The 26,421-nt window shown below is 43.6% G+C and carries 24 protein-coding genes; 10 read left to right on the forward strand and 14 right to left on the reverse strand.

All coding sequences use genetic code 11. The features are described 5' to 3' along the window. Nucleotides 1-411: 411 nt before the first annotated feature. Nucleotides 412-1,509: an ABC transporter ATP-binding protein gene (locus EV213_RS17635; protein WP_133581889.1), complete on the forward strand. Its 1,098-nt coding sequence runs from the start codon at nucleotides 412-414 to the stop codon at nucleotides 1,507-1,509. A gap of 223 nt (nucleotides 1,510-1,732) precedes the next feature. Here EV213_RS17635 and EV213_RS17640 read toward each other — a convergent pair whose 3' ends face one another. Further along, the gene (locus tag EV213_RS17640) at nucleotides 1,733-1,936 is read right to left on the reverse strand and encodes an alpha/beta-type small acid-soluble spore protein (RefSeq protein WP_424923076.1); all 204 of its coding nucleotides are present in this window, start codon (nucleotides 1,934-1,936) and stop codon (nucleotides 1,733-1,735) included. Between the two features lie 249 nt (nucleotides 1,937-2,185). On the opposite strand from EV213_RS17640, the gene EV213_RS17645 reads away from it, so the two are divergent. Next, entirely contained in the window at nucleotides 2,186-2,401 is a 216-nt protein-coding gene (locus EV213_RS17645) for an alpha/beta-type small acid-soluble spore protein (protein ID WP_133581891.1), read from the forward strand. Nucleotides 2,402-2,456: 55 nt separating this feature from the next. On the opposite strand, the gene fumC is transcribed toward EV213_RS17645, so the two are convergent. The 3 genes from fumC to msrA all read right to left on the reverse strand — a co-directional run bounded on the left by fumC (nucleotide 2,457) and on the right by msrA (nucleotide 5,004). Beyond that, nucleotides 2,457-3,857, reverse strand: coding sequence for a class II fumarate hydratase (fumC, locus tag EV213_RS17650; RefSeq protein WP_133581892.1), 1,401 nt, complete (start codon nucleotides 3,855-3,857; stop codon nucleotides 2,457-2,459). A gap of 336 nt (nucleotides 3,858-4,193) precedes the next feature. Continuing rightward, nucleotides 4,194-4,514: a thioredoxin family protein gene (locus tag EV213_RS17655; RefSeq protein ID WP_133581928.1), complete on the reverse strand. Its 321-nt coding sequence runs from the start codon at nucleotides 4,512-4,514 to the stop codon at nucleotides 4,194-4,196. 13 nt (nucleotides 4,515-4,527) lie between these two features. Next, entirely contained in the window at nucleotides 4,528-5,004 is a 477-nt protein-coding gene (gene msrA / locus EV213_RS17660) for a peptide-methionine (S)-S-oxide reductase MsrA (RefSeq protein WP_133581893.1), read from the reverse strand. Nucleotides 5,005-5,637: 633 nt separating this feature from the next. Between msrA and EV213_RS17665 the strand changes: the two genes are divergently transcribed. The 5 genes from EV213_RS17665 (at nucleotide 5,638) to EV213_RS17685 (ending at nucleotide 10,369) form a co-directional block, all read left to right on the forward strand. Further along, on the forward strand, nucleotides 5,638-6,486 hold the full coding sequence (locus EV213_RS17665; protein WP_133581894.1) for an ABC transporter ATP-binding protein: 849 nt from the start codon (nucleotides 5,638-5,640) through the stop codon (nucleotides 6,484-6,486). Continuing rightward, entirely contained in the window at nucleotides 6,458-7,150 is a 693-nt protein-coding gene (locus tag EV213_RS17670) for an IucA/IucC family C-terminal-domain containing protein (protein WP_133581895.1), read from the forward strand. Before EV213_RS17665 ends, EV213_RS17670 begins: the two co-directional genes overlap by 29 nt. A gap of 837 nt (nucleotides 7,151-7,987) precedes the next feature. Then, nucleotides 7,988-8,518, forward strand: coding sequence for a diaminobutyrate acetyltransferase (ectA, locus tag EV213_RS17675; protein WP_243740256.1), 531 nt, complete (start codon nucleotides 7,988-7,990; stop codon nucleotides 8,516-8,518). Beyond that, nucleotides 8,518-9,804: a diaminobutyrate--2-oxoglutarate transaminase gene (ectB, locus tag EV213_RS17680; RefSeq protein ID WP_243740252.1), complete on the forward strand. Its 1,287-nt coding sequence runs from the start codon at nucleotides 8,518-8,520 to the stop codon at nucleotides 9,802-9,804. Before ectA ends, ectB begins: the two co-directional genes overlap by 1 nt. A gap of 175 nt (nucleotides 9,805-9,979) precedes the next feature. Beyond that, nucleotides 9,980-10,369, forward strand: coding sequence for an ectoine synthase (locus EV213_RS17685; protein ID WP_133581897.1), 390 nt, complete (start codon nucleotides 9,980-9,982; stop codon nucleotides 10,367-10,369). Between the two features lie 263 nt (nucleotides 10,370-10,632). On the opposite strand, the gene EV213_RS17690 is transcribed toward EV213_RS17685, so the two are convergent. After that, the gene (locus EV213_RS17690; protein ID WP_243740253.1) at nucleotides 10,633-12,036 is read right to left on the reverse strand and encodes a SpoVR family protein; all 1,404 of its coding nucleotides are present in this window, start codon (nucleotides 12,034-12,036) and stop codon (nucleotides 10,633-10,635) included. 466 nt (nucleotides 12,037-12,502) lie between these two features. Between EV213_RS17690 and EV213_RS17695 the strand changes: the two genes are divergently transcribed. After that, entirely contained in the window at nucleotides 12,503-12,745 is a 243-nt protein-coding gene (locus tag EV213_RS17695) for a YhdB family protein (RefSeq protein ID WP_133581898.1), read from the forward strand. Nucleotides 12,746-12,797: 52 nt separating this feature from the next. Here the strand turns inward: EV213_RS17695 and EV213_RS17700 are convergent, their stop codons facing one another. The 5 genes from EV213_RS17700 to EV213_RS17715 form a co-directional block, all read right to left on the reverse strand. Next, on the reverse strand, nucleotides 12,798-14,525 hold the full coding sequence (locus EV213_RS17700) for a phospho-sugar mutase (RefSeq protein ID WP_133581899.1): 1,728 nt from the start codon (nucleotides 14,523-14,525) through the stop codon (nucleotides 12,798-12,800). Nucleotides 14,526-14,551: 26 nt separating this feature from the next. Beyond that, nucleotides 14,552-16,102: a bifunctional GNAT family N-acetyltransferase/carbon-nitrogen hydrolase family protein gene (locus EV213_RS17705; RefSeq protein WP_133581900.1), complete on the reverse strand. Its 1,551-nt coding sequence runs from the start codon at nucleotides 16,100-16,102 to the stop codon at nucleotides 14,552-14,554. 257 nt (nucleotides 16,103-16,359) lie between these two features. Then, nucleotides 16,360-17,223, reverse strand: coding sequence for a TerC family protein (locus tag EV213_RS17710; protein WP_133581901.1), 864 nt, complete (start codon nucleotides 17,221-17,223; stop codon nucleotides 16,360-16,362). A gap of 60 nt (nucleotides 17,224-17,283) precedes the next feature. Further along, entirely contained in the window at nucleotides 17,284-17,424 is a 141-nt protein-coding gene (locus EV213_RS20870) for a hypothetical protein (protein WP_166639397.1), read from the reverse strand. Between the two features lie 66 nt (nucleotides 17,425-17,490). Then, nucleotides 17,491-17,937: a YtxH domain-containing protein gene (locus tag EV213_RS17715; protein WP_133581902.1), complete on the reverse strand. Its 447-nt coding sequence runs from the start codon at nucleotides 17,935-17,937 to the stop codon at nucleotides 17,491-17,493. A 133-nt stretch (nucleotides 17,938-18,070) separates the two neighbouring features. Between EV213_RS17715 and EV213_RS17720 the strand changes: the two genes are divergently transcribed. Beyond that, entirely contained in the window at nucleotides 18,071-18,325 is a 255-nt protein-coding gene (locus EV213_RS17720) for a GlsB/YeaQ/YmgE family stress response membrane protein (RefSeq protein ID WP_133581903.1), read from the forward strand. A gap of 201 nt (nucleotides 18,326-18,526) precedes the next feature. Further along, entirely contained in the window at nucleotides 18,527-19,888 is a 1,362-nt protein-coding gene (locus EV213_RS17725) for a TrkH family potassium uptake protein (RefSeq protein ID WP_133581904.1), read from the forward strand. A 611-nt stretch (nucleotides 19,889-20,499) separates the two neighbouring features. Here EV213_RS17725 and EV213_RS17730 read toward each other — a convergent pair. The 4 genes from EV213_RS17730 to trmL form a co-directional block, all read right to left on the reverse strand. Beyond that, entirely contained in the window at nucleotides 20,500-21,825 is a 1,326-nt protein-coding gene (locus EV213_RS17730) for a D-alanyl-D-alanine carboxypeptidase family protein (protein ID WP_133581905.1), read from the reverse strand. A 436-nt stretch (nucleotides 21,826-22,261) separates the two neighbouring features. Then, the gene (yhbH, locus tag EV213_RS17735; protein WP_243740258.1) at nucleotides 22,262-23,401 is read right to left on the reverse strand and encodes a sporulation protein YhbH; all 1,140 of its coding nucleotides are present in this window, start codon (nucleotides 23,399-23,401) and stop codon (nucleotides 22,262-22,264) included. A gap of 213 nt (nucleotides 23,402-23,614) precedes the next feature. Beyond that, nucleotides 23,615-25,510, reverse strand: a complete 1,896-nt coding sequence (locus tag EV213_RS17740) for a PrkA family serine protein kinase (protein ID WP_133581907.1) — start codon at nucleotides 25,508-25,510, stop codon at nucleotides 23,615-23,617. Nucleotides 25,511-25,909: 399 nt separating this feature from the next. Further along, nucleotides 25,910-26,380, reverse strand: coding sequence for a tRNA (uridine(34)/cytosine(34)/5-carboxymethylaminomethyluridine(34)-2'-O)-methyltransferase TrmL (gene trmL / locus EV213_RS17745; RefSeq protein ID WP_133581908.1), 471 nt, complete (start codon nucleotides 26,378-26,380; stop codon nucleotides 25,910-25,912). Nucleotides 26,381-26,421 lie beyond the last annotated feature (41 nt).

The raw sequence follows: 26,421 nt of genomic DNA on the forward strand, positions 1-26,421 counted from the left end.
TTCGCCGGCGTACCGGACGTACGTCAAAGAAAAGGAACGCAGCAGGGGACGAAAAGGCGGTGACAGATGCCTCTTAGCGAGTTTTAAGACACGCCCTAGTGATCTTTCCACGAATTTATTTTGGTTAACGATTGAAAATGAAGTCACAAGAACTTTCTCATTTCATATTTCCTTTACAGTAAAAGTTACATGAAAGGGCATTAGCCAAAACAGATTCAAATTGAGTTAGTCGATTTTTATGGAGATAAATTAGTTATGTCCAACCTCTTTTGCGTTCTTTTAGCTGTTTTGGGAGACATGCACAAAAGCGGATGGATTTTTTTGTGCATTGCGTCCATTTACCTTTTTTCAAAAGAAAGCTACACTGGTAATAACAAATAAAACGCTTTCATTTTCGAGGAGGAAAAGGGCATGGCAACGCTAAGCTTAAAAAACATTTATAAGGTATATGACAAAAATGTAACTGCAGTCCAAGACTTTAATCTAGAGATTGATGATAAGGAATTTATCGTAATGGTAGGTCCTTCAGGTTGTGGGAAATCAACAACTCTTCGTATGATCGCTGGTCTTGAAGAAATTTCTCAAGGTGATTTTTACATTGATGAGCGTCGTGTAAACGATGTAGCGCCTAAAGATCGCGATATCGCGATGGTGTTCCAGAACTACGCCCTTTATCCACATATGAACGTTTATAACAATATGGCTTTCGGTTTGAAACTGAGAAAGTTCAAAAAGGATGAAATCGATCGTCGCGTTAAAGATGCTGCACGTATTCTCGGTCTTGAAGAGTACCTTGATCGTAAACCAAAAGCCCTTTCTGGTGGTCAGCGTCAGCGTGTTGCACTTGGTCGTGCGATCGTTCGTGACGCAAAAGTCTTCCTAATGGATGAGCCTTTGTCCAACCTAGATGCAAAGCTACGTGTACAAATGCGTGCGGAAATCACAAAACTTCACCATCGCCTCCAAACGACAACTGTTTATGTAACACATGACCAAACAGAAGCGATGACAATGGCTTCTCGTATCGTTGTTATGAAGGATGGTCTTGTCCAACAAGTTGGTTCTCCAAAAGAAGTATATGAAAACCCTGAGAACGTTTTCGTAGGTGGCTTTATTGGTTCACCTGCCATGAACTTCTTCCACGGTAAATTGGATGACACTCATTTCCATATCGATAACGTAAAGGTGCTTGTTCCTGAAGGTAAAATGAAGCTTCTTCGCGAACAAGGATATGCAAACAAAGAAATCATTCTTGGTATTCGTCCAGAGGATGTTCATGATGAGCCTGTGTTCGTTGAATCCTCTAAAGACACAAACGTTGAAGCCTTGGTAGATGTTGCCGAGCTTATGGGTGCTGAGACATATCTTTACTCTAAAATTGGCGAAAACAACTTCATCGCTCGGATCGACTCTCGTACAGATATTCAAAACGGGCAGAAGATTAACCTTGCCTTTGACATGAACAAAGTTCATTTCTTTGATATCGAGTCAGAGCTTCGCATTCGCTAATATGCGTTAAAAAAAAGAACGTGCCACTCGAGCACGTTCTTTTTTTTATGGTGCACTATCTAAATACTGATTCTGACCGCTAATAATAAGCATGTACCATTGGATTAATTTCACAAAGAATCAGTTCACATCCATACGGCCACACTAAAATGCCACTTGTAAACAAAATAAAAAGCAGGGTGGTTATATAGACCACCCTGCCCATCCATTCATATGATCGGTGTTATTTTTGGTAACCGCCGATTTGTTGTTCAGCCAACTGAACAAGACGTTTAGTGATTTCTCCACCTACAGAACCGTTAGCACGTGCAGTTGAATCTGGTCCAAGTTGAACACCAAATTCTTGAGAGATCTCATATTTCATTTGGTCAATTGCTTGTTGTACACCTGGTACAACCAATTGGTTAGATGAGTTTGACATTGTTATTTCACCTCCTCCGGATTGTACACCTATTTTGTGATGTTTGCGGATTAATATGTACCTCTCATCGTTGGTAATTCCTTCTTACCAAGCCGACGCAATACGTTTGCACAAAATTGTTAAACAAGACAAAAGGATAAGAGAAAAACTTTTTTTATTTTCCTGCATAATGTTTTTAAAAATGCGCAAAGTAAGAAGGCACTCATCAGGGAACTGGTTGAGATGCCCACACTATGTAGAGGAGTCTGATGACCCATGGCACAAAATCAATCTCGTAGCAACAGCAGCAACCAACTAGTTGCTCCTGGAGCACAAGCAGCTATCGACCAAATGAAATACGAAATCGCTCAAGAGTTCGGCGTTCAGCTTGGACCTGATGCGACTTCACGTTCAAATGGTTCTGTTGGTGGAGAAATCACAAAACGTTTAGTCCAAATGGCTGAACAACAACTTGGCGGACGTCAAGCGTAATTGCCCTATATGATGGAAAAACCCCGCAGGCTACGGCCGCGGGGTTTCTTCGTTATTATTTTTTTGGCGATTTCACGTTCGGTGCAACCATTTCCTCAGGCTTCACATAGGTATCAAATTGTTCAGCCGTTAAGTGACCACTTTTGATCGCTTCTTCTTTTAACGTCGTGTTGTTCTGATGAGCCGCTTTGGCGATACTCGCTGCTTTTTCATACCCGATATGTGGATTTAAGGCCGTGACGAGCATTAATGAATCACTAACCAATTTCTCGATTGTCTCATAGTTTGGTTCAATTCCAACCGCGCAATTGTCGTTAAACGACGTTAACGCATCTCCTAACAAACGACAGGATTGCAGGAAGTTAAAAATAATAAGTGGCTTGTACACGTTTAATTCGAAATGCCCTTGGCTTGCTGCCATACCGACCGCAGCATCATTCCCTATGACTTGCAGAGAAACCATCGTGAGCGCTTCACTTTGTGTAGGGTTTACTTTGCCTGGCATGATGGAGCTCCCCGGTTCATTGGCCGGAATAATTAATTCGCCGATGCCGCTCCGTGGGCCACTCGACAGCATGCGTACATCATGAGCAATTTTATGTGCATCAGCTGCCAATGCTTTCAGTGCTCCATGCGCATAGACGAAAGGTTGATGACTTGTTAATGCATGAAAAAAGTTGTCTGACGCTTTAAATGGCTGATTTGTTTCACTGGCAATAATTGCAGATACATTTGCGCCGAAATCCGGGTGAGTGTTTATGCCTGTTCCTACTGCTGTCCCACCTATGGCAAGCTCGAACAGATGCTGCTTGCTCTCTTCGATGATGTCGATATTGCGGTCGAGCATGCTGCGCCAACCACTGATTTCCTGACCTAATGTTAACGGCGTTGCATCCTGCAAATGCGTACGACCAATTTTAACGACATCAGCAAATTCCGCTTCCTTCTTTCTTAACGTATCTCGGAATGCCCCAATTGCTGGAATTAAGTCGTTCGTCACCGCCAATACTGCGGCGATATGCATTGCCGTTGGAAAGGTATCATTTGAGCTTTGCGACTTGTTCACATCGTCGTTTGGATGCAATCGCAATTCACTTTTTCCTTCAAGAAGCTGATTCCCACGAAAAGCAATCACTTCATTTACATTCATGTTGCTTTGTGTGCCACTACCGGTCTGCCAAACGACTAGCGGAAAATGGTCATTCAACTTCCCAGCAATAATGTCATCCGCCACTTCTTTAATGGCTTCCGCTTTTTCCGTTTCCAATAATCCTAAATCAGCGTTGGCTTGTGCCGCCGCTTTTTTTAAAATTGCAAAGGCTTTTATCAAAAGCTCGGGCATCTTTTCCTCACCAATTTTAAAATTTTGCAGGCTTCGTTGCGTTTGCGCACCCCAAAATTTATCGGCTGGTACGGCAATTTCTCCGATTGTGTCTCGTTCAATACGTTCTGCCATTTGCTTTTCCTCCTTCAATTTTTAAAATAAAGCGCTTTATTTGTATGTAAATTTCAGGCGGTTCAGGCGGATGACAAACGCTCGCTTTCTTCGTTGCTTTGTCCAGTGCTCATTGCCCTTATGGCAACTCCGCGCCTCCCAAAGCTTTGCGCTTAGATAAGACAAACGTTTTCATTCCACCTGAACAAGATAGATGACAATCGCCCGCTTTCTTCGTTGCTTTGCTTTGTCCGGTGCTCATTGCCCTTGTGGCAACTCCGCTCCTCCCAAAGCTTTGCGCTTAGATAAGACAAACGTTTTCATCCCGCCCTTTAAGGCTGAGCCATTTTGCTTGAATTACGCTTGGTTTTCTTGCAAAAATGCTTCAACACTTTCTGGTGTCTTTGCATTTGCGCTGTGCAAGTGAGCGAGCTTTTCGCCATTTTTAAACACAAGCAGGCTTGGGATGCCCATCACTTCGTATGACTGGGCAAGCTCCATAAAATCATCGCGGTTCAATTGATACCATTGATACTCCGAATGTTGTTCAATGATCTCAGGAATGAACATGTCCATTCGTACACAATCCGGGCACCAGCCAGCGTAAAATTTCACTATGGAGAGGCTATCTTGATCAATAATAGTTTGGAATTCTTCTGTTGTTTTGATATCTTTCATCATGTTCAGCTCCTTATTGTTCAACGCTACAGGCATTCAACCCGCGCTTTTTCAAATAGTTTTGGTGGTACTCTTCAGCTGGATAAAACGTTGACGCCTCAGTGATTTCAGTAACAATCGGTGAAGCATATCCACCTGTCTCATCTTGCTTTTGTTTGCTTTCCTCTGCCTTCAATCTTTGCTGAGATGTATGATAAAAAATCGCAGATCGATATTGTGTGCCTTCATCTTCCCCTTGACGGTTTAGCGTTGTAGGGTCATGAAGTTCCCAAAAATGAGCAAGCAAGGTTTCGAAGGTGACAACTGCTGGATCGTACTCCATGTCTACCACTTCAGCATGCCCCGTTTTGTCTGTGCATACATCTTCATAGGAAGGATTCTCAAGCGCCCCTCCTAAATACCCAACACGTGTGCTTTGTACGCCTTGAATGTTTGAAAAAGCAAGCTCTACACCCCAAAAGCAGCCTGCACCAAATGTCGCTCTTTCCAACGTCGTCCCTCCCAATAAAAAACGGCTCTCTTTCGTAAAAAACGATACCACATCAGGCTTGATTTGAATAGTCATCTGCATCTAATCACGTGTTGCCATACTACTTGGGTTCTAGGGCATGCCTTAAAACTCGCTAAGAGGCATCTGTCACCGCCTTTTCGTCCCCTGCTGCGTTCCTTTTCCTTGACGTACGTCCGGTACGCCTGCGAAAAAGCGCCTCGATTGGAACGAAAAATCTGCCCTTTTGAGTTCTCAGACACGCCCTAGTCAAATGCATACGTAGAATAAGTCATTTAAAAGTCGTGGAAATGAACGTTTTCGCTGACAACTGGTGGTTAAGAACAAAATGCGGTCATGAGCACTACCCGAGTAAATCCTAACAGTTTAGCCTTAATGCCCATAAAAATTAGGAAAAGTCATTATGAGACGATACAGAAGTCCATATCAATGGTTTAAATGCTAGCCACATAAGAATAATGAGGAAATTCACTCAATGCTACAAAAAATGATAATGATTTTCATTTACACTATTTTAATCCTGTGCTAAAATAGGCTTAGTTTATCGCAACTGATAGTCATTATCGGTTGGTTCGGTTTGAACATTATCTATCTTACTGAGGGGTGTTGTGAAGGATGTACGGAATGAAGGCAAACTCGCTGTCCGTTGGTTATCAGGAACAACTGATTTTAAAGGATCTTAATGTAACGCTTCCTAAAGGAAAGATCACGGTTTTTCTTGGCAGCAATGGGTGCGGTAAATCGACTCTCCTTCGCACGCTAGCTCGTCTGCTTAAGCCTCAAGGTGGTAATGTTGTTTTAGATGGACAGGACATTTCGAAACAAAAAACAAAGGATATTGCCAAACAACTTGCTATTCTCCCTCAGGGTCCCGTCACTCCTGAAGGATTAACCGTTTTACAGCTAGTAAAGCAAGGTCGTTATCCTTATCAAAACTGGTTTAAGCAATGGTCTGAGGAAGATGAAAAGGCAGTGCAAAAAGCACTGGAATCTACACGAATGACTGAGCTTCAGGATCGTGCCGTCGATTCTCTCTCCGGTGGGCAGCGTCAGCGTGCTTGGATTGCAATGACTCTTGCTCAGGATACGGATATTATTTTACTTGATGAGCCAACAACCTATTTAGATATGACGCATCAAATTGAAATTCTTGATCTCCTGTTTGAGCTTAATGAAACAGAAGGCCGAACGATTATTATGGTGCTTCATGACCTAAACCTTGCTTGTCGATACGCACATCACATCGTCGCTATCCGTGATGGATGTGTATACGCTGAAGGTGAGCCTGAAGAAGTCATTTCTCCAGCAATGGTTCACGAAGTTTTTAATATGACTTGTCAGGTTGCCTGTGATCCCCTTTTTGGAACGCCAATGTGTATTCCTCACGGCAAAGGGCGATGTTTGCAACGTATACAGCAACAGGAAGGTGCTCAAAATGAACGCGAAATGTCTTACTCAAGCTGAGCTAGAATTTCTTGAAACAAATTTTAGCTACTTGCCTACTATAGACGAGCATAATTACACTATTAAGGCCCTGTCGAATGATTCCATTCAACAGGGCTTACCTGCATTACAAGCTGCTTATGGCGCTTCTCATCCATATGTAACGGCGTCACTTTTATCTAGGAGCTTATCTTACATGCTTGTGCTTCCCAGCTTTGCGATGTACATTTGGTATGGAAAACAATGGCTTCCTAACCTGAAAGACATTACCTTAGCCTATGAACCGGCATCTTTTGCAATGAAATGGTCCGCTCCGGTATCGACACTTTCGGCAGCTGTCCCTTCTTCAACAGCTCTTTTTATGGACGATGCGATTGCACATATTGACCTGCTATGGGACATTTTTAAAACGACCTGTAAAATGCCAGATCGCCTACTTTGGGAAAATGCCGCAGCGTATTTGTCCTGGTATCTCAACACTGCCATCCCTCAGTCGGAGGGCGCATCAGAAGATGTACGGCAACGGGCAAACGCTGTGAAAGATTGGTTGCTCACTAATCCATCAAGCCCTTATGCGCAAATGGAGAATCGGATCACTGATGGGTATCGAAAATCATGCTGTCTCTACACAAAAGTAGATCTAGATAAACGTTCCTGTGGGAATTGTCCTATCCTTGCCTCTTGAATTTAATCACACATTGACTTAGAAAAACATCACGCCGTCAATGAGCGTGATGTTTTTTAATAGCTATTATGATTGGGGTTCAGTTTTAGGTCCTTGATTGTTAATGTGCAGGTGCGAACGGGGGATACAAAGCTCTGCTTTAATCCCTTGTTCCTTCAATTTCAAGACAAGTTTTTTTGCTTTTGAGAGGCCCATAAGAATGCTCCTATCTCTAAAAGATTAGCTTTTATAAGTTTTCCCCAAAACCTGCCGCGTAAAACAGGTTCATCCTTCCAAGATTGCTCTTCTAAAATATACGATTCACCTTTAAAAAGGTTTCATTAGAACTAACTTATTCTTCAATTTTTATTTTCGACATAAGGCAGTTACTTCCTTTATTTTTGTGGTCATTATTAACAATTAATCCTTTTGACCTATGCGAAATTAGTTATTATACGTTTCGCCACGGCTTAAGGATTAACGTCGATCATCGTATATATAATAGTAATGACGCTTTATCCCGATAACCGTCATACGCTTTACTCGATCAGATTGACGATTTTCACTTCCTTGCAGCGTCTTCTCGATGTATGAGCAAACTCTATTTCGTGACTTTTTGATTTAATGTGTAATTAAGGGGTTCCATTCTGATATTTTGGGGTATAAACACTATGGTAAAAGCATTTTGCTCCTTTTTAGTGGTACTGTATGGGAATGTCATCGATTGAGAGATAATCTTACGACAAGCGGAAATTTGCTTGCTTATACGCTTAAACGTAAAAATAAGCGTTTTGACGCTTTTCGTTTTCCCCTATATGGTTAAAGAGGAGCTAAAAGAAAAACGGAGGTGAACTGTCCATCACAACATCTACAGATGCAACGTTACTTTTTCGAGCACCTACAAAAGAAGATGGTAAACATGTATGGAATCTCATCAAAAACACCGGTGTTCTTGATGTGAATTCTTCTTATAGCTATCTGCTTTGGTGTCATCACTACCAGGATACTTCTGCTGTTGCTTACGAGGGAGATCAATTGGTTGGATTTGTATCAGCATTCCTATTGCCTAAAAAGCCTGAAACTCTTTTTGTATGGCAAATTGCTACCCATCCTTCTCAGCAAGGGAAAGGCATAGCGACGTCATTGATCCAGCATCTGCTTACCAGGCCCTTTTGTCAGCCTATTGTCCACGTTGAAGCGACGATATCCCCTGACAATAAAGCATCTTTCCGCTTGTTCGAGAAGCTAGCGGAGACATTGCACACCTCCATTCACCATGAGCCTTTGTTTGGAAAAGAGCTGTTTCCAGATAGCCACGAGGATGAAGACCTATACAGAGTTGGACCTATTTCACAAAAAGAATTGAAGAATCAGGAGGAAACACGATAATGAAAACTGAATCAACAAATCCAATGGGTATTCTTGAAGAAAATGAATCACAAGTAAGAAGCTACTCAAGAAGTTTTCCGACCATCTTCAAAAAAGCCAAAGGTCATACCATTTGGGATGCCGATGGCAATGCGTATATTGACTTTTTTGCAGGGGCCGGGGCACTGAACTATGGGCATAACCATGATGAAATGAAAAAGGTCCTCATCGACTATCTTCAAAATGATTATATTAGCCATAGTCTTGATATGGGAACTGAAGCAAGAGTTGACTTCTTACAGACTTTTAAGAAAGTCGTTCTTGAGCCACGCAACTTGGACTATAAGGTAATGTTTCCTGGGCCAACTGGTGCAAACACAGTTGAATCTGCTCTGAAAATTGCCCGTAAAGTGACAGGGCGAGAACTGGTCATCAGCTTTACAAATGCGTTCCACGGCATGACGATTGGGGCTTTATCTGTGACTGCGAACTCCTTTAAGCGTCATGGTGCTGGAATGCCGCTATCAAATACTGTCTCAATGCCATTTGACGATTATATTGAAGATAGCTGCAGTCTGGCGTATTTGGAAAAGTATCTTGAAGACAAAGGCAGTGGCGTAGCGTTACCGGCAGCCATTATTCTAGAAACTGTTCAAGGCGAAGGTGGCATTAATGCTGCCAGCAAGGAATGGCTTCAAGGCGTAGAAAAACTATGCCGTCAATATGACATTCTTCTCATCGTAGACGATGTACAGGCCGGCTGTGGACGTACAGGAACGTTCTTTAGCTTTGAGCCATCAGGCATCAAACCTGATGTAGTTTGTCTTTCAAAATCCATCGGCGGTTATGGTCTCCCTCTCGCCCTTACGTTGATTAAACCTGAGTACGATCAATGGGGACCTGGCGAGCATAATGGAACGTTCCGCGGGAACAATTTGGCCATCGTTGCGGCTTCAAAAGCGCTTAAAACGTTTTGGTCAAATGATACATTCCAAAAAAATGTGCAAGGCAAATCAGTCGTAATTTCAGAAACGCTACAAAGCTTCGCAGAAAATTATCCAGAATTAAAAGCGGAAGCTAGAGGCCGTGGCTTTATGCAAGGGATTGCTTGTGGTGTCGAAGGCATTGCTGAAAAAATTTGTGAGGAAGCCTTTTCTCGCGGGGTCATCATGGAAACCTCTGGACCACAAAGCGAAGTTGCCAAGCTTCTTCCTCCATTGACAATTACAGAAGAAGCACTTGTTCAAGGCCTCAATATTATGGAAGAAAGTATTAAGGCTGCTATTGAAAAGCATGTAGCCTCCTAAACAGCAAGATGACCGGATTGATTGGGTACGTTGGCCTTCGAAATGGGTACAATCCTCTGTAGCCCTATGAAAAAGGGATATGGCGGCATGACGAGAACGCGAGCGGCTTATCAATCATCTGGAAACCAGGCGTTTTTAGCCTGGTTTTACATTACATCAAAAGGAGAATGAACTTATGATTGTTCGTCATCTAAACGATATTATTGGTACTGAAAATGAAACAAAAGCAGATACGTGGGCGAGTCGTCGTATGCTCTTGAAAAAAGACAAGATGGGTTTTTCTTTCCACGATACCGTGATTTACGCTGGCACAGAAACACATATTTGGTATCAGAATCATCTTGAAGCCGTTTATTGTGTGGCAGGAGAAGGCGAAATTGAAACTGTATCAGACGGCAAGGTGTACCCGATTACAGATGGAACGATGTACGCGTTGAATGAGAACGATGAGCATTATTTGCGCGCAACGAAAGACATGCGCATGGTATGTGTATTTAATCCACCACTCACCGGGAAAGAAACGCATGATGAAAATGGCGTGTATCCATTAATTGAGGATGAATAACATTTTATCTTAAAGTACAATTCGGTTCTCCATTATGGACGGAGAACCAAGACTAGAATAGCTGCACGATAAGCAATTTACACATCGAAGGAAGAAAAAATGCTGTCCGGGCAATACGTTGCTGGACAGCATTTTTGCAGTATAAATGAAAAACGCTTAGGTGCAAAGCGCGAAGACTTTTGATGCCCGGAGTTGCCACAAAGGCAAAAAGCACCGGACAAGGCGATGCAACAAAGAAAGCGAGCGTTTGTCATCAGCCTGAGTTAGATGTGCTTGCGATGCACTTGACTACCATCAGAAGTAAAAATACAGGCCTTCCCCTCAATAATCGTCTGCAAATGGACTTTTCGCCCCCAAAGCTGATAAATATAAGGCAAAACCTTTTCTAGGTATTTGAGGTCGAGTTCGATGTCCTCAAAATGATGCACGAGGAAAAGCTCGCCATTTTTTTCGTAATCGCCATCTGTGACAGTAAGGTAAGGGAATCCCCCGTTGACACGCATGCTAATCAGTTGATCTCGGACTTGCTTCCAATCCTTTTCAACGATTTTGTAATCCTTTCCTTTCTTTTGAAACAAGTATAAGTCCTCTCGAAAAGCCAGTTCTTTCGTTAAATAATTGCGAATAAACGATGTATCGGATTCGATTTCACGAACCTCAAACATCTTTTCTCTTCCACTTCCAGGCTTAACGCCATGACGAATCATTTCTTCCGTCGGCTTATCGTATCGCTCCTCAATGTCCTCAAACATTTTCAAACCAAGATAATACGGATTGATTTGCGTTCGTGAAGGCTGAACGACTCCGGCATTAAGTTTGGCAAACTCGATCACTTCATCTGTCGTCAGGTCCATTTCACGAAGAATGCGCGCATGCCAATAGGAGGCCCAGCCTTCATTCATAATTTTAGTTTCGAGCTGTGGCCAAAAATACAGCATTTCTTCACGCATCATCGTTAAAATATCGCGCTGCCATTCTTCTAATTCTTTGCTAAACTCTTCAATGAACGATAGTAAGTCTTTTTCGGGTTCTGGAGGAAATTTCTTGTTTTTCTTCTCTGTTTCTTGCTCTTGTTTACGGTCAAGATGCCATAAATCATCATAAGGACCGCGCTTACGTTCAGGTTTATGATCATTTTCATCTTCGTCTACCCACGATAGCTTTTGACGAATAATGGACGGGTCAATATGCTCCTGAATAGCAATGACTGCATCTAAAAATAGCTCTACTTCATTTCGTCCATATTTCAACTCATACGATTTTACTCGATCGGCCGTAGCTGCCATGCTTTCCACCATATCGCGCTTTGTGGCACTAAAACGTGAATTGTTTTTAAAAAAGTCACAATGCGCTAATACGTGAGCGACAATCAACTTATTCTGAATGAGTGTATTAGTATTGAGTAGGAAGGCATAGCATGGATTGGAATTTATAACAAGCTCGTATATTTTGCTTAGCCCAAGGTCGTATTGTAGCTTCATTTTATGAAATTGCTTGCCAAAGCTCCAATGCGAAAATCGTGTCGGCATTCCATAAGCACCAAAGGTATAGATAATATCAGCAGGGCAAATTTCATAACGCATTGGGTAAAAATCCAAACCAAACCCTTCAGCAATTTCCGTGATCTCGGCAATGGCGCGTTCAAGTGCTTTGCTTTGTTCAGCCAAACGTGTCTCATCCCCTTCTCCACACTTTAATTCAAGGTATGAAGCAAGACCAGAGAACATTCGTTTATTCAATAAAACAGCAACGTCGTTTCTAACCCAGTATTTAAAAAATCAGGCTGTATGATAACGCTTGTCTGTTCTAACACGAAACCTTGAGAGGCGCAGAGTTGCCATTAAGGCAATGAGCACCAGACAAAGCCATGCAACGACGAAAGCGAGCGTTTGCCATCAGCCTGATATATACTTTTTTGTCGGTAGGATATTTTTTATTCGTTTACCCTGAGAGAACGTCATTACTATCCTGTACGATTCAAGACACGAATATACAAATGTAGATTTCACCAAAAGAGCCCAAGATTACACGCAAAACAAGCCGATGTTTTTTACAATACTCCATACACTATAAGGACGCTGATTTCCCGATCATTCGCAGGCACTATGGTTGGGAAGAAAGGAGCTAGAACGTATGAGTACACTTGATTACGACAAAGCGTTGTATTACATGAATCGCCTGCAATTGGATGATTTGCTTGTGTTAATGATCCGCACAAATGATGATTTTTTATCCAAAAAAATTGAACGTTATTTACACGCGTTGTATTATGAAACGGATTACCAGTTGGTGGAAAGACAACAAGATTCACTTTACCATTATCTTGACAATGCGTATCTTTCCTTCGGGTTTAAGGAAATCCCCGTTTATTCATAAAAATAGGGCTGCCCCAAAAGTGCTATTCACCCTTTTGGGACAGACCTATCATTTACATACGTGTTTTGACAAGCGCCATTACATCCTCTTCAATGGCTTGTAGCTTCGACACTGCTTTGTCTTCACTTATTTCTTTTACACCAAAATAAAATTTAACTTTTGGCTCTGTTCCTGATGGACGCAAACAAAACCAGGCCTCATCAGCCAAACGGTATTTCAATACATTGGATGCGGGCAATTGAATCGGCTCGGTCGTATCGGTCATTAGATTCCGCACTTCTTTTTGTGCATAATCTTCAATGGCTTCTACGCGCATTCCTGCGATGGTTTCAGGTGGTTGCTCACGAAACAGATGCATAAGCTGCTCAATGTCCTCTGCACCTCTTTTGCCTTTTCTAGTAACAGAGGTAAGACCTTCTTTATACCAGCCGTATCGTTGAAAGAGCTCCTGTAAGGCATCATACAACGTTTTTCCTTGCTGTTTATAATGCAAGGCCATCTCTACTGCCATCACGCTCGCTTGAATGGCATCCTTATCCCTAGCCAAATCATCAATTAAATATCCGTAGCTTTCTTCATATCCAAATTGGAACTGAAATTCTTTCGATGCGTTATATTGATTTATTTTTTCCCCGATAAATTTGAATCCTGTCAGCGTGTCTTCCGTCGTCAATCCGTAAGAATCAGCAATGGCCCGGCCAAGCTCTGACGTTACGATCGTTTTCATGACGATGCCATTGGCTGGAAGCACTCCTTGGGTTTTGCGTTGTTGGAGCACATACTCTAATAGAAGAGCTCCTGTTTGATTCCCCGTCAGCACTTGAAATTCTCCAGTGTCGTTTTTCACTGCCAGTCCAACGCGGTCGGCATCCGGATCCGTAGCAATGAGCAAATCTGCGTCGACACGATCGCCAACAGATATGGCCATCTCAAAGGCGGCGTGCTCTTCAGGATTTGGACTAGATACAGTTGGAAAATCACCATCTGCTATCGCCTGCTCCTCAACAATGTGAAGGGCCTCAAAACCTAACGTCTTCATACTTTGTGTAAAAGGTAGTAATCCTGTGCCATGTAGCGGTGTGTAAACGACGGACAGTGGAATTCCCGCCGTGTACAAGGACGGCTGCAGTGCGATTTGTGAAAGGGCCTTCGTGTACGCCTCATCAATGTCGGTTCCAATGAAATTCAAAAGCCCTTGCTGACGTAAATAGTCTTCACTCTTAACCTCGATCTGCAACTCGTCCTCCACCGAATTTACCTCTTTGACAAGGGCCTCTGCAGGATGAGGGGGAAGCTGTCCTCCATCATTCCCATAGACTTTAAAGCCGTTGTATTCTGGTGGGTTATGACTCGCCGTCATGACGATGCCTGCATCCGCATTCAAATGACGAACAGCAAAGGATAGCATTGGGGTTGGACGTAAGGCTTCGAATAAAAACACTTGAACGCCTTCAGTCCCGAGTACTTTTGCAGCTTCAAGCGAAAACTCTGGCGAGAAATGCCTTGAATCATAGGCAATGACGACTTTTGGCTCTGTGGCATTCTTTTTCACAAATTGCGCTAAGCCATACGAAGCCTTTCGGACTGTATACACATTCATGCGATTTGTTCCTGGACCAATCTCGCCTCTCATACCGCCAGTGCCAAAGGCTAAATTCGTGTAGAATCCATCAATAAGCCATTGCTCATCATCCGCTTTTTCCTGCAGTTCTGCTTTAATTTGATCATCTAATCGTGGATGTGAGGTCCACCGACTTAAATTTTGCTGCCAACTCTCCATGTCTGTTCCTCTTCTCTATAAGGTCGTTAGTTTTTTGATGGTGGTGTATACGTCACTTTAAACAACTCATGGCGACGGTCTTGGATATTTCTCACCGTTCCTGATTTGCGCTGTCTACGTAGCACCTCAAGGTCGACATCACCAACAACGATGGTCTCAATATTTGGATTGCACTCTGCAACCACACCATCCCGCGCAAATTCAAAATCAGATGGGGAAAAAATGGCCGACTGTGCGTACTGAATGTCCATGTTTTCAACTTGAGAAAGGTTACCTACAGTCCCTGCGGTGACAACATACACTTGGTTTTCGACAGCGCGCGCCTGCGAACAATACCTGACGCGCAAATAGCCTTGTCGGTCGTCTGTACAAAAGGGCACGAAAATAATATTTGCTCCACGATCGGTGGCAATGCGGGCAAGCTCAGGAAATTGAATGTCATAGCAAATTTGAATGGCGACTTTTCCACAATCCGTATCAAACACACGAATTGCATCTCCAGGTGCAATGCCCCACCATTTTCGCTCATTCGGTGTCACATGAATTTTATATTGCTTTTCAATTGTCCCGTCCCTACGGAAGAGATAGGCAATGTTGTATATCTTGTCGCCTTCTTCCACAAAATGAGAACCACCAACAATATTGACGTTGTACTTAACGGCAAGTGCTGTAAAGAGCTGAATGTAATCCTCTGTGTATTCCGTTAAACGACGAATCGCTTGGCTCGGATGTTTTTCATCCAAAAAGGACATAAGCTGCGTCGTGAAGATTTCTGGGAACACCGCAAAGTCGGACCCATAGTCAGCAGCGACGTCTGTATAATACTCCACTTGCTGCGCAAACTCTTCAAAGCTTGAAATTCGCTTCATCATATACTGAATGACACATATGCGCACAGGCAAAGACGTTTTAAAATGCCGTCTGCTTTTTTGTACATATTCAATGTTGTTCCATTCCATTAAGGTCGCATAACGCATCGATGCCTTATCATCAGGCAAGTAGTGAGGGTTAATACGCATCACAGAAAATCCATTCATTAACTGGAAAGTCAGGACTGGGTCATGAATGTTATGTGACATCACTTCCTCCACATATTGCCGTGGGCTGTAGTGATTAGCAAACTCGTGGTATCGCGGTATGCGTCCACCAAGGATGATGCTTTTTAGATTTAGTTGTCGTGCCAGTTCTTTACGGGCTTCATAGAGGCGACGTCCTATTTTCATTCGTCGGTATTTTGGATGAACCATGACTTCAATACCATATAAGTTATAGCCATCTGGATTGTGGTTGGAGATATACCCTTCATCCGTAATTTCGTCCCACGTATGGCGGTCATCGTATTCATCGAAGTTAATCACTAAGCTTGAAGTAGAGCCGATAATCTCCCCATCCATATCTACGCATAGCTGTCCGGCAGGAAAGGTTTCAATATGACTTTCTAAATGAGCACGTGTCCACGGTTCCATGCCCGGAAAGCAAAGATTCTGAAGGGCAATAATCTGATCAATGTCATTCAACGTAATTTGGCGAACCTCGATATGTTTTTCATATTGGGATAAATCTATGCGGTCAGTCATTTTTCTCTTCCTTTCAACTCCGTTGTTCAATCAACTAAGTCGATTATACACACCACACCTCTCTTCAAACAACAAAGGTGGTGCTCGTTTTCAAAAATGTGCTTATGATAGTCAAATTTATCATCATAAGTGAATAATTCTGTACGCAAGTGAATCCAAAACTTCTCGTTTGTGAGACATTATCAAAAATGATTTAACTGTGTGCCAACAAAACAAAGAGGCTGCCCCTGACGTAAAGGACAGCCTCCCTACTTTAATTATCGATCTCGATCTTTATTTTCTGTTTCATCGTCATTTCCTGGTGTCATCTGTTCCTCAATGACTTCTTCTTCTTCTTCAACGACTTTTTCTTCCTTGTCTGTCGCTACATGCGGCTCTTCTTTGTTATCTTTAGAGAGGAACCAACCAGCTGCTGCTATACCGACAAGGACAATCCAAAACGTAGTTTTCCAGCCTGTGCTATGAGCAAAATCCGAATCAAGAACACCAATAGCTGGATGCGCAAGCGTAAGAACGAGCAATTTAACCCCGACCCAACCAACAATGGCAAAAGCTGCCGTTTCCAATCCGGGTTTTCTGTGAAGCAAATTGACAAACAAGTTCGCAGCAAATCGCATGATGATGACCCCTGATAAACCACCTAAAAAGATAATAAGGAATTTACCAGCATCCATACCACCAAACGTGCCTAATCCAGAGTCTGGAAGAGTGAGTGCAAGAGCTACCGCTGCCAAGATAGAGTCAACAGCAAACGCAATATCTGCAAGCTCTACTTTGAAGACCGTCATCCAAAAGCCCGATTCTTTTTTTGTTTTATCTTTCTCTTGCTTGGATTTAACATATTTTCGGAAAATATGGTTAAATGCTAGAAACAACAGATACGCTGCACCGAGGGCTTGCACCTGCCATACGTCAACCAAAAACGAAATAATAAACAAAGAAGCCAACCTGAAGACAAATGCCCCAGCAAGTCCATAAAATAAAGCTTTCTTACGTTGTTTTTCTGGGAGATGCTTTACCATTATGGCCATAACAAGCGCATTGTCTGCAGCTAATATACCTTCCAGACCAATAATGACAAGCAATACCCAACCGTACTCGAGTAGCAATGTAACATCCATACGTATTTTCTCCTCTCGTTTTTCGATAGCAGGTTTTCCCTAATTTCTCCTGCCACCTTACTATTTATTCACCGTCCAACGTGAGGAAAAGGCACACAAAAAGACCTTTGCCCACGCCAAATAGCGTCTTGCGGCAAAGGTCTTGCTAACAACGGTTCCGTTGCCAATAAGGCCGGGGATTTCTCCCGTAATGACGACCATATTGTCACAGCTACTCCCCTTTAACAGCATTATATGTGTAACATTAACAACTTGTCAATATTCTTCTTATAATGGAGCAGGCTCTCGCACCGCCTCAATTTTAGGTGTTGGCTTGCCGTTATGTGTAGTTTCAATATCTTCTTTCAGCTCTTTCGTTCCTTCTTGCAACGATTGCCCAACTTGCCTTAAGTCAGACCCCGTATCTTTCACAATCGATGCTGCTCGTAACGTATGCTCCTTCGCATCCGAAAGCTTTGCCACCGCCTCTTTGACATCGCTTGTCGAATTCCTCACAAGTTCGGATAGCTCCGTGAGGCTTTGGCGGAATTGTTCTGAGTAATGTGATGGGTTTGCCCGCACCTCATGTAAAAGCTGCATCGTTGAATTCTTCATACGATTCGTATTATCCACGAAGTGCTTGCGTGTTTGCTGTTCTTTTAAAGCGAAAGCCAACCCAGCAGCTCCGCCAACGACTATACCTACGAATACTTTTTGTTTATTAGAGAATGACATTACGTTCAGCTCCTTTTATATGCTCTTTCCCTCCTATTCCTTTTAATCATTTTCTTCAAACCTTGTACATAGGATTAGAAATGGTCCAAAAAGGATACTGTAATATAGACAACACGAAAAAGGAGTGAGCTAAATGGCCTTTTTATGGTCTCTCATTGTTGGTGGTATTATTGGATGGCTTGCATCATTGATTGTAGGTAAAAATGTCCCTGGTGGCATTATCGGTAACATATTGGCAGGTTTTGTAGGTGCTTGGCTTGGCGATCTTGTACTTGGCGACATTGGGCCTGTCATTGGTGGTTTTTCAATTGTCTCTGCACTGCTTGGCGCCATCGTGTTTGTGCTAATTTTAAGTGCGATTTTACGAGGCACTCGCAGAAGAGCGTAATTTGCTCATTTGTTTCCTTGATCAGATTGAGAATAAAATGTATCTTTTTTGGACATGCTGAACAAAACGCCTGCTGCCCGCTGACCAGTCTTTGACTGTTGAGCTGGCGACAGGCGCTTTTTTGATTCTCTGAGTTCTTGAGATTGCCGAAGGCTTTGCTATAATAAGGGGATTACTCTACGTTGGAGGCTTGGATACGGAATGCTTAGACGGAAAATTCGGCAGCGCCAAAACTCTGCCTCGTTCACTACATTTCAGTTGATTGTTCTTTTCTATTTCGCTGCCGTTGCCGTCGCCACACTGCTTCTAAGCATGCCTTGGATTCGACAGCCAGGGGTGCCTTATCATTTCCTGGACACGATGTTTACCGCAGTAAGTGCTGTATCTGTGACGGGTCTCACTGTAGAATCCGCAGCAGAAACCTATAATACATACGGCTATTTTACATTAGCTTTTATTTTTCAGTTTGGCGGCATTGGCATTATGACTCTGGGAACCTTTGTGTGGTTAATCCTCGGGAAACGGATTGGCCTCAAGGAACGCAAACTGATTATGGCGGATCAAAACCAATCCAATTTGTCAGGGCTCGTACAGCTTATGAAGCAAATTCTTTTCCTCATTCTTTGCATTGAAATCATTGGTGGCTTTATCTTGTCTATTCATTATTTGCAGTATTACCCCACTTGGGAATTGGCCTCTATGCATGGCTTTTTCTCGGCAATTAGTGCAACAACAAATGCAGGTTTTGACATTTCAGGATCGTCCCTAAAGCCCTATGCAAACGACTATTTCGTCCAGTTCATTCATATGATTTTAATTACTCTCGGCGCCATTGGTTTTCCAGTGCTGATCGAGGTGAAAAACTTTCTCTCACAGCGTTCAGAAGAACCGTTCCGATTTTCCTTGTTCACAAAACTAACCGTTGTCACGTTTTTCAGCCTAACAGCGCTTGGCGCCCTTCTCATTTTTGTTTTAGAATTGGGCCACAGCTTCGCCGCATTAAATTGGCACCAATCGTTTTTTCATGCGTTGTTCAGTTCCGTTTCAACACGAAGCGGTGGCATGTACACGATGGACATCAACGCTTTATCTGAGCCCTCGTTGCTCGTCATGTCCATCCTAATGTTTATCGGGGCTTCCCCTAGCTCTGTAGGCGGCGGCATCCGAACGACATCACTGGCGATTATCTTACTTGCCCTGTGGTTTTATGCGCGTGGAAAGGAAAACATTAAAGTCTTCCGACGGGAAATTCATTTTGAAGACGTCACACGTTCGTTTGTTGTTGTCACTACTGGTATTTTTTTATGTGTCACTTCCATTCTCATCATGTCCGTCGTAGAGCCTTTCTCGGTGATTCCAATTCTGTTTGAAGTATGTTCTGCATTTGGTACAGCAGGATTGTCACTAGGCATTACACCAGAGCTGACTCCAATAAGTAAAGTTCTCCTGATGCTGCTCATGTTTATTGGACGAATCGGCATCTTCTCATTTCTCTTTTTGCTTCGAGGAGATCTAAGAAAAGACAGTTATCGCTACCCGAAAGAAAAAGTAATTATTGGGTAAATGAAAAGGCTATCCGAAACGTCATAGAATGACGTGAGGGGATAGCCTTTTTGCTACGTTATGGGGTTTGGTTCATACTGCCGTTGCTGGCTGCTCGCTCCGGTCCGTTTTGGGCCCGCTTCCTTGCAATTTGGGCTCACTTTGAACGTTCCGGCTCGCTTCGGTCCGTTTTGGGCTCGCTTTCCTTCATTTTGGGCTCGCTCGAACGGATTTCGGGCTCGCTTCCTTGCAATTTGGGCTCGCTTTGAAAGTTTCGGCTCGCTTCGGTCCGTTTTGGGCTCGCTTTCCCTCATTTTGGGCTCGCTCGAACGGATTTCTGGCTCGCTTCCTTGCAATTTGGGCTCACTTTGAACGTTCCGGCTCGCTTCGGTCCGTTTTGGGCTCGCTTTCCTTCATTTTGGGCTCGCTCGAACGAATTTCGGGCTCGCTTCCTTGCAATTTGGGCTCGCTTTGAACGTTTCGGCTCGCTTCGGTCCGTTTTGGGCTCGCTTTCCCTCATTTTGGGCTCGCTCGAACGGATTTCGGGCTCGCTTCCTTGCTGTTCGGGCTCGCTTTGAACGTTTCGGCTCGCTCCGTCCCCCTTCATTGTTCCTCAACCTCACCGCATCCTCCTATAGGTCATTGAATGGCTCTCTGCCGAATACTTGATACAGCCACCATTGCTCCAAGACCCAATTGTTTTGCTTGAGCACATCGGCAATGTCTTTGCCAACATAACGAAAATGCCATGCTTCCCCAGGTTGCCCTGTCCAAGCCTCTTTACCTTCTGGATAGCGAAGCGTGAATCCATGCCGAGCCGCTGTTGCTTGAATCCAGCCTTTATCCTCTTCATCTAGAGGCATGATGTCGATGGCTTCACCCGTTTGGTGCTCACTTTCACCAGGCGCTTTACATGGAGTCATTTTGTTTCGTGTCAAGGCTTCTCTGTAAGCCAAGTGCTGGATATCCCCTGAACGATAGGCCTTTTGAAGTGTCATTTGCAGACCGCGTTTTCTCGCTTCCTCCATCCATCGATGCAATGCATGCGCGGTTTGTGATGTCAGCCAGTGCTCACCAGTAATGTCGACGCCAAGCTTGATTAAGTCCGTTGGCTTCGCTGTTCTTTCTAGACGATTCCAACTGTTCACAAGGAGGGGCGTTGGTTCGTTCCCTTTTAAGTGCACCGCGGTTTGCAGCAATCGCTGAATCATGGCATCTCGATGAATGGGTCCAAAAGCGACCCCCGTATGAGAAAAACCTGAACTCGCCTTCCAATCCTCACAAGCAGCCGCTGTTGCTTCATCAAACGTCCCTGTTACTGGACATTGCAGACCACACACGTGAAACGCTTCTTGGAGTGCTTCAACACCCGTGTTTCGGTCGCCAAGCCTCACTTCATAGGGCAATTGATACATAAGGCGTAATTTTCTTGTGTCTGGGAGAATCTTCATTTCCTCTCTCAGAGGGCATTTCGACATACGTTGTCGAATTTCACGTGTCATCCCGCTTTCTCGAAAAGTAAATGTCCACTCCTGCTTAACTGGCAGCTGGTATGGACGTTGATACAGTTGGACGGGGATCGTGATCAACTCGTTTTCTGTTGCACCTTCAAGAACATGCAGGTCCACACCAAAGTCTTCAGCCATATCCATACGGTCGCTACTTCTTCCCCACCGATAGTGAAGGTTCGTTAGCTTCGCTTTATGCTGGCTAAGTGGCATTCTCATTCCGAGTGTGTCCGCCGGAAGGTTGGCAAGCATTAAAGGACCAAGCATTACCTTCACCGACTCCGATCCTTGCCCTGGAAGATGCTCCTTTACGTAAGACTTCACGCTCGCCAGCCACCCCGTTGATTTGCTGTCCGTCGTCTCAATGTCCTGACCAAATTCAACCTTGTCAATGCTAAGATGCAAAACAAGCGTCCTTCCTTCCCAAGAGTGCCCCTCAATTTGATACATTTCACCACCACCTCAATGTATGATAATGGTACTAGTGTGGCTCGTTTTGCAACATCTTATCAAACGTGTTGAGACCGATTCATCGATGGCACTTTCCGCGTAGTTTGAGGTTGAATCCTAGGGCTTGTCCTGATAAGCGAGCACTTTTGCCTCGTACACGCGCAGTTTGTCCTGTCATCCGAGCACCTTCCGTTCCTATCCGCGCAGGTCTTCACTTTATCCGAGCACTTGACACGTTAGCGAGAACTTTTACCTCGTACACGCGCGGCATGTCCCATAATCCGAGCACTTGACGCTCCCTATCCGCGCAGATCTTCTTTCTATCCGTTGCACTGCAACACGTCAGCAGATGACTCAATTCATTGTGGTTCTTTCCCTTCACTTTTTCTGCAGCCCCCCAAAAAAAGAAGCGGCAAACCACCGCTTCTTGTATCGCTTATGCTTGTTGCTGCAGTTGCCGATCATGAAAGAAATGCTTCATCGCAGGGAAGACGTCTGCTTTTCGTTTTAGTACATAGTGTAGAAACTTTGGGTGATCGATATTGCGATAGACGTTCATCAAGGTGGAGTGGCGTTGGTACTGGTTAACTTCACCATACCCAAACATGTTGGACACGTCCATGAGTTCATTCACGAGTTTTACACAACGTGCGTTATCGGATGTGAGGTTGTCGCCATCAGAAATATGAAAGGGATAAATATTGTACATGGACGGTGAGTATTTTTCATCGATCAGTTCGAGCGCTTTTGAGTAAGCTGAGGAACAAATGGTGCCACCGCTTTCCCCTTTTTGAAAGAAATCCTCTTCTGATACGACTTTTGCTTGTGTGTGATGGGCGATAAAGGCAATTTCAACGGTTTCGTATTTAGTGCGTAAAAACCGTGTCATCCAGAAAAAGAAGCTGCGTGCCATATACTTCTCCCAAAGCCCCATGGACCCGCTTGTATCCATCATGGCAAGCACGACAGCTTTTGAATCAGGCTTAATGATTTCATCCCACGTCTTAAAGCGCAAATCTTCTGGAAAAATAGGCTGAAACGATGGCGTTCCCTTTAGGGCATTTCGTTTAAAAGCTTGCATCATCGTACGTTTTTTATCAATGTTTCCCATAAGTCCGGTTTTGCGAATATCTGTAAAAGCGATATCCTCAATAATTTCCTCTTTCTCTTCCTTTTCCTCCAGATTCGGTAGCTCGAGCTCTTTAAATAAAACCTCCTCTAGGTCAGCAATGGACACATCAGCTTCATAGAAATCTTCTCCTGGCTGATCCCCTGCGCCTTGGCCAGCACCGGTATCCTTTTTTGCGGACCCATCACGACCAATGACATCGCCCACTTGACTGTCCCCATCACCTTGGCCAACGTGCTTGTTTTTGTCATGGTTGTATCGAATGCGGTATTCGTCCAGTGAACGAATTGGAATCTTGACAACGTCCTTCCCGTTCGACATGATGATGTTTTCCTCAGTGATTAAATCAGGCAAATTGTTTTTAATTGCTTCTTTGACCTTTTCCTGATGGCGCATCTGATCATCATGGCCTTTTCGGTGGAGTGACCAATCTTCCTGGGAGATCATCCAGCTTGCGGCCTCTTCTTTCAACGTTCCCCCTCCTCTACTCAATTCCATTCCTTTTCTCGTCTCATTCCCTCGTTGATCAATCAAATCCTTTTGAAAAGGTCTTGTATTGTATGCAGTGTCTCATCCTTATTGATTGGGCAGGATGCTTATCCAAGCTTTCCTTTTGAAAATTTGGCTTATCACCTAAGGTGTAAGCCAAATGGAATGGTTTTATCGGTTGAGCAAGCTTCCTACATAACGAAGCAAATCGTTTGCTGACGTTGAGTTATACCCATGCTCCTCGGTTAAACGGTCAATGACATTGTTAATTTTCTTCAACTGCTGTTCATCTGGTGTTTTCGTCGAGGTGGTGATTTTGACAACATCTTTTAAGTCAGCAAACAGCTTCTTCTGGATGGCTTCACGCAAACGTTCATGTGAATTGTAATCAAATTTCTTCCCTTTTCGAGCATAGGCAGAAATTCGAATGAGAATTTCCTCTCGAAAGGATTTTTTGGCATTCTCGGAAATCCCGATTTGTTCTTCGATGGAACGCATCAGTTTTTCATCTGGATTCATTTCTTCCCCTGTTAACAGGTCGCGTAGCTTGTTTTTGTTGCAAAATGCCTCGACATTGTCGAGATAATTGTCCATTAAGGTTTTCGCAGATTCTTCGTAAGAGTACACAAACGCTTTTTGCACTTCTTTTTTGGCAATATCATCGTATTCCTTGCGGGCAACTGAGATGAAATTCAAATAGCGTTCACGATCATCCTGTGAAATCGAAGCATGATTGTAAAGCCCATCCTTGATACTGCGAAGAACATCCAATGCGTTAAGCACAGGTACATCTTTCCGAATAATACAGGACGAGATTCGATTGATGACATACCGTGGGTCGATGCCATCCATGCCTTCATCTGGAAATTCCTTTTGTAACTCTTCTAAGTCGATTTGATTAAACCCTTCGACTTCCTCACCGTTGTAAAGCTTCATCTTTTTCAACGAATCGGCGCCACTCTTCGTTGATTCCTTCAGTCGCGTCAAGGTCGTGAACATTGCCGCAACCTTTAATGTATGAGGGGCAATATGCACATGCGCCATATCACTTTCACGGATCATTTTCTCGTAAATTTTTTCTTCTTCATCAAGCTTCAAGTTATACGGCATCGGCATGACAATCATCCGTGACTGCAACGCTTCATTTTTCTTATTGCCGATAAACGTTTTATACTCTGTTTCGTTCGTGTGGGCCACGATCATTTCGTCAGCCGAAATTAAGGCAAATCGCCCCGCCTTAAAATTGCCTTCTTGCGTCAATGACAGCAAATGCCAAAGAAATTTTTCATCGCACTTCAGCATCTCCTGAAACTCCATCAATCCACGGTTGGCTTTGTTCAATTCGCCGTCAAATCGGTAGGCACGTGGATCGGATTCCGAGCCATACTCTGCAATTGTGGAAAAATCAATACTTCCAGTCAAATCGGCAATGTCTTGTGATTTCGGATCGGATGGCGAAAACGTACCTACACCTTTTCGTTTGTCCTCTGAGAGCAGCACACGTTCAACACGGACATCCTCAATTTTCCCTTCATATTCCTGCTCAAGACGCATCAAATTAAGCGGAGATAAATTGCCTTCAATGCGAATGTCGTATTCATCATAAAAATCTTCACGAAGATGCTGCGGAATAAGATGGAGTGGGTCTTCTTGCATCGGGCAGCCTTTGATGGCATACACGGCTCCACTATCGGTGCGTGAATAGTGCTCGAGCCCTCTCTTTAAAAGCGTAACTAAAGTGGATTTTCCTCCGCTCACTGGTCCCATTAAAAGCAAAATTCTCTTCCGAACGTCTAAACGTTTGGCAGATGGATGAAAATATTCTTCGACAAGCCGTTCCAACGCTTCCTCGACGCCAAACAAATGGTTGTCAAAAAAATGATAATGCTTCTTGCCTTCTTTTTCGGTAATGCCGGCATCTTTTATCATATTATAAATGCGTGAGTGTGCGGTTTGCGCGACTTCAGGACGTTGTTTTACAATTTCAAGATATTCGGCAAACGTACCTTCCCATTCAAGTTCATTTTCCCTTTCCCTGTATGCTTCAATTTTCCTCAGTATGCTCATGTGGACCTCCTTGGCTATCCTGGTTCCTAAAATTCAAGGATTTAGTGTACTTCCACTGTATGCACGAAAAGCTAATGGCATGCCCATGAGTAGAATTAGCGTTCACTTTTGATGAAAAATAGCGTATAATACACACTTGAAACAAGCTTGTTCGAGGAGGAATGAACATGAGCTTTTTTATCATCCTGCTTGTAATGCTCACGTTCCTGGCGTCTATTATGACGGCCGGATACAATGATCCACCTAACGCATTAAAGCGAAAAAGCAAGTAAGCGCTTTTTCAGCAATCGCCATTTGATGGTGATTGCCTTTTTATTTAACTGAATATTGAAACGAAAAAACATAAAAAACAAGCGTTCTCTCTGAGAAACTGCTCAGGAAACGCTTGTGTGTATTCGACTACCCCAGGTTTGGATACCCCTGCTGTCGTAAGGCTTCATAAATCATGACGGTCGCCGTATTGGCAAGATTTAACGAGCGGACATTTTCCGTCATCGGCATGCGCAAGCAATTGTCCTTATGCGCCGCGAGCACTTCTTCTGGCAATCCTGACGTTTCTCTCCCAAACACAAACACTTGATCCTCAGGCTGTTTGTAGGACACTTCACTGTGCGCCTTTGCGCCATGTTTGGTTAAAAAATAGAAAGATGCCCCTTTTAATTGCTCCATGGCAATGTCTAAAGAGTCATGATAGTAAACCTCTACGAACTCCCAATAATCCAATCCAGCTCTTTTTAACATTTTATCATCTGTGGAAAACCCTAGGGGCTTCACTAGATGAAGGGCAGTGTTCGTTGCAGCACAGGTTCTAGCAATGTTGCCTGTATTGGATGGAATCTCTGGTTGATATAATACAATGTGGTTGGCCAAAACACCTGTCATCTCCTCATGTGTAAACTACCGTACCATTA

Source organism: Aureibacillus halotolerans (assembly GCF_004363045.1).
Taxonomy (GTDB): Bacteria; Bacillota; Bacilli; order Bacillales; family DSM-28697; genus Aureibacillus; species Aureibacillus halotolerans.

What these genes read in the sequence shown, in the direction of transcription:
- EV213_RS17635 (WP_133581889.1), top strand. Translation starts at nt 412, where the DNA reads ATGGCAACGCTAAGCTTAAAAAACATTTATAAGGTATATGACAAAAAT.
- EV213_RS17705 (WP_133581900.1), bottom strand. Translation starts at nt 16,102, where the DNA reads ATGACTGACCGCATAGATTTATCCCAATATGAAAAACATATCGAGGTT.
- EV213_RS17670 (WP_133581895.1), top strand. Translation starts at nt 6,458, where the DNA reads ATGAACGCGAAATGTCTTACTCAAGCTGAGCTAGAATTTCTTGAAACA.
- fumC (WP_133581892.1), bottom strand. Translation starts at nt 3,857, where the DNA reads ATGGCAGAACGTATTGAACGAGACACAATCGGAGAAATTGCCGTACCA.
- EV213_RS17730 (WP_133581905.1), bottom strand. Translation starts at nt 21,825, where the DNA reads ATGTATCAAATTGAGGGGCACTCTTGGGAAGGAAGGACGCTTGTTTTG.
- EV213_RS17685 (WP_133581897.1), top strand. Translation starts at nt 9,980, where the DNA reads ATGATTGTTCGTCATCTAAACGATATTATTGGTACTGAAAATGAAACA.
- EV213_RS17720 (WP_133581903.1), top strand. Translation starts at nt 18,071, where the DNA reads ATGGCCTTTTTATGGTCTCTCATTGTTGGTGGTATTATTGGATGGCTT.
- EV213_RS17710 (WP_133581901.1), bottom strand. Translation starts at nt 17,223, where the DNA reads ATGGATGTTACATTGCTACTCGAGTACGGTTGGGTATTGCTTGTCATT.
- EV213_RS17700 (WP_133581899.1), bottom strand. Translation starts at nt 14,525, where the DNA reads ATGGAGAGTTGGCAGCAAAATTTAAGTCGGTGGACCTCACATCCACGA.
- EV213_RS17665 (WP_133581894.1), top strand. Translation starts at nt 5,638, where the DNA reads ATGTACGGAATGAAGGCAAACTCGCTGTCCGTTGGTTATCAGGAACAA.
- EV213_RS17715 (WP_133581902.1), bottom strand. Translation starts at nt 17,937, where the DNA reads ATGTCATTCTCTAATAAACAAAAAGTATTCGTAGGTATAGTCGTTGGC.
- EV213_RS17695 (WP_133581898.1), top strand. Translation starts at nt 12,503, where the DNA reads ATGAGTACACTTGATTACGACAAAGCGTTGTATTACATGAATCGCCTG.
- yhbH (WP_243740258.1), bottom strand. Translation starts at nt 23,401, where the DNA reads ATGATCTCCCAGGAAGATTGGTCACTCCACCGAAAAGGCCATGATGAT.
- EV213_RS17740 (WP_133581907.1), bottom strand. Translation starts at nt 25,510, where the DNA reads ATGAGCATACTGAGGAAAATTGAAGCATACAGGGAAAGGGAAAATGAA.
- EV213_RS17725 (WP_133581904.1), top strand. Translation starts at nt 18,527, where the DNA reads ATGCTTAGACGGAAAATTCGGCAGCGCCAAAACTCTGCCTCGTTCACT.
- ectB (WP_243740252.1), top strand. Translation starts at nt 8,518, where the DNA reads ATGAAAACTGAATCAACAAATCCAATGGGTATTCTTGAAGAAAATGAA.
- EV213_RS17655 (WP_133581928.1), bottom strand. Translation starts at nt 4,514, where the DNA reads ATGAAAGATATCAAAACAACAGAAGAATTCCAAACTATTATTGATCAA.
- EV213_RS20870 (WP_166639397.1), bottom strand. Translation starts at nt 17,424, where the DNA reads ATGGTCGTCATTACGGGAGAAATCCCCGGCCTTATTGGCAACGGAACC.
- EV213_RS17645 (WP_133581891.1), top strand. Translation starts at nt 2,186, where the DNA reads ATGGCACAAAATCAATCTCGTAGCAACAGCAGCAACCAACTAGTTGCT.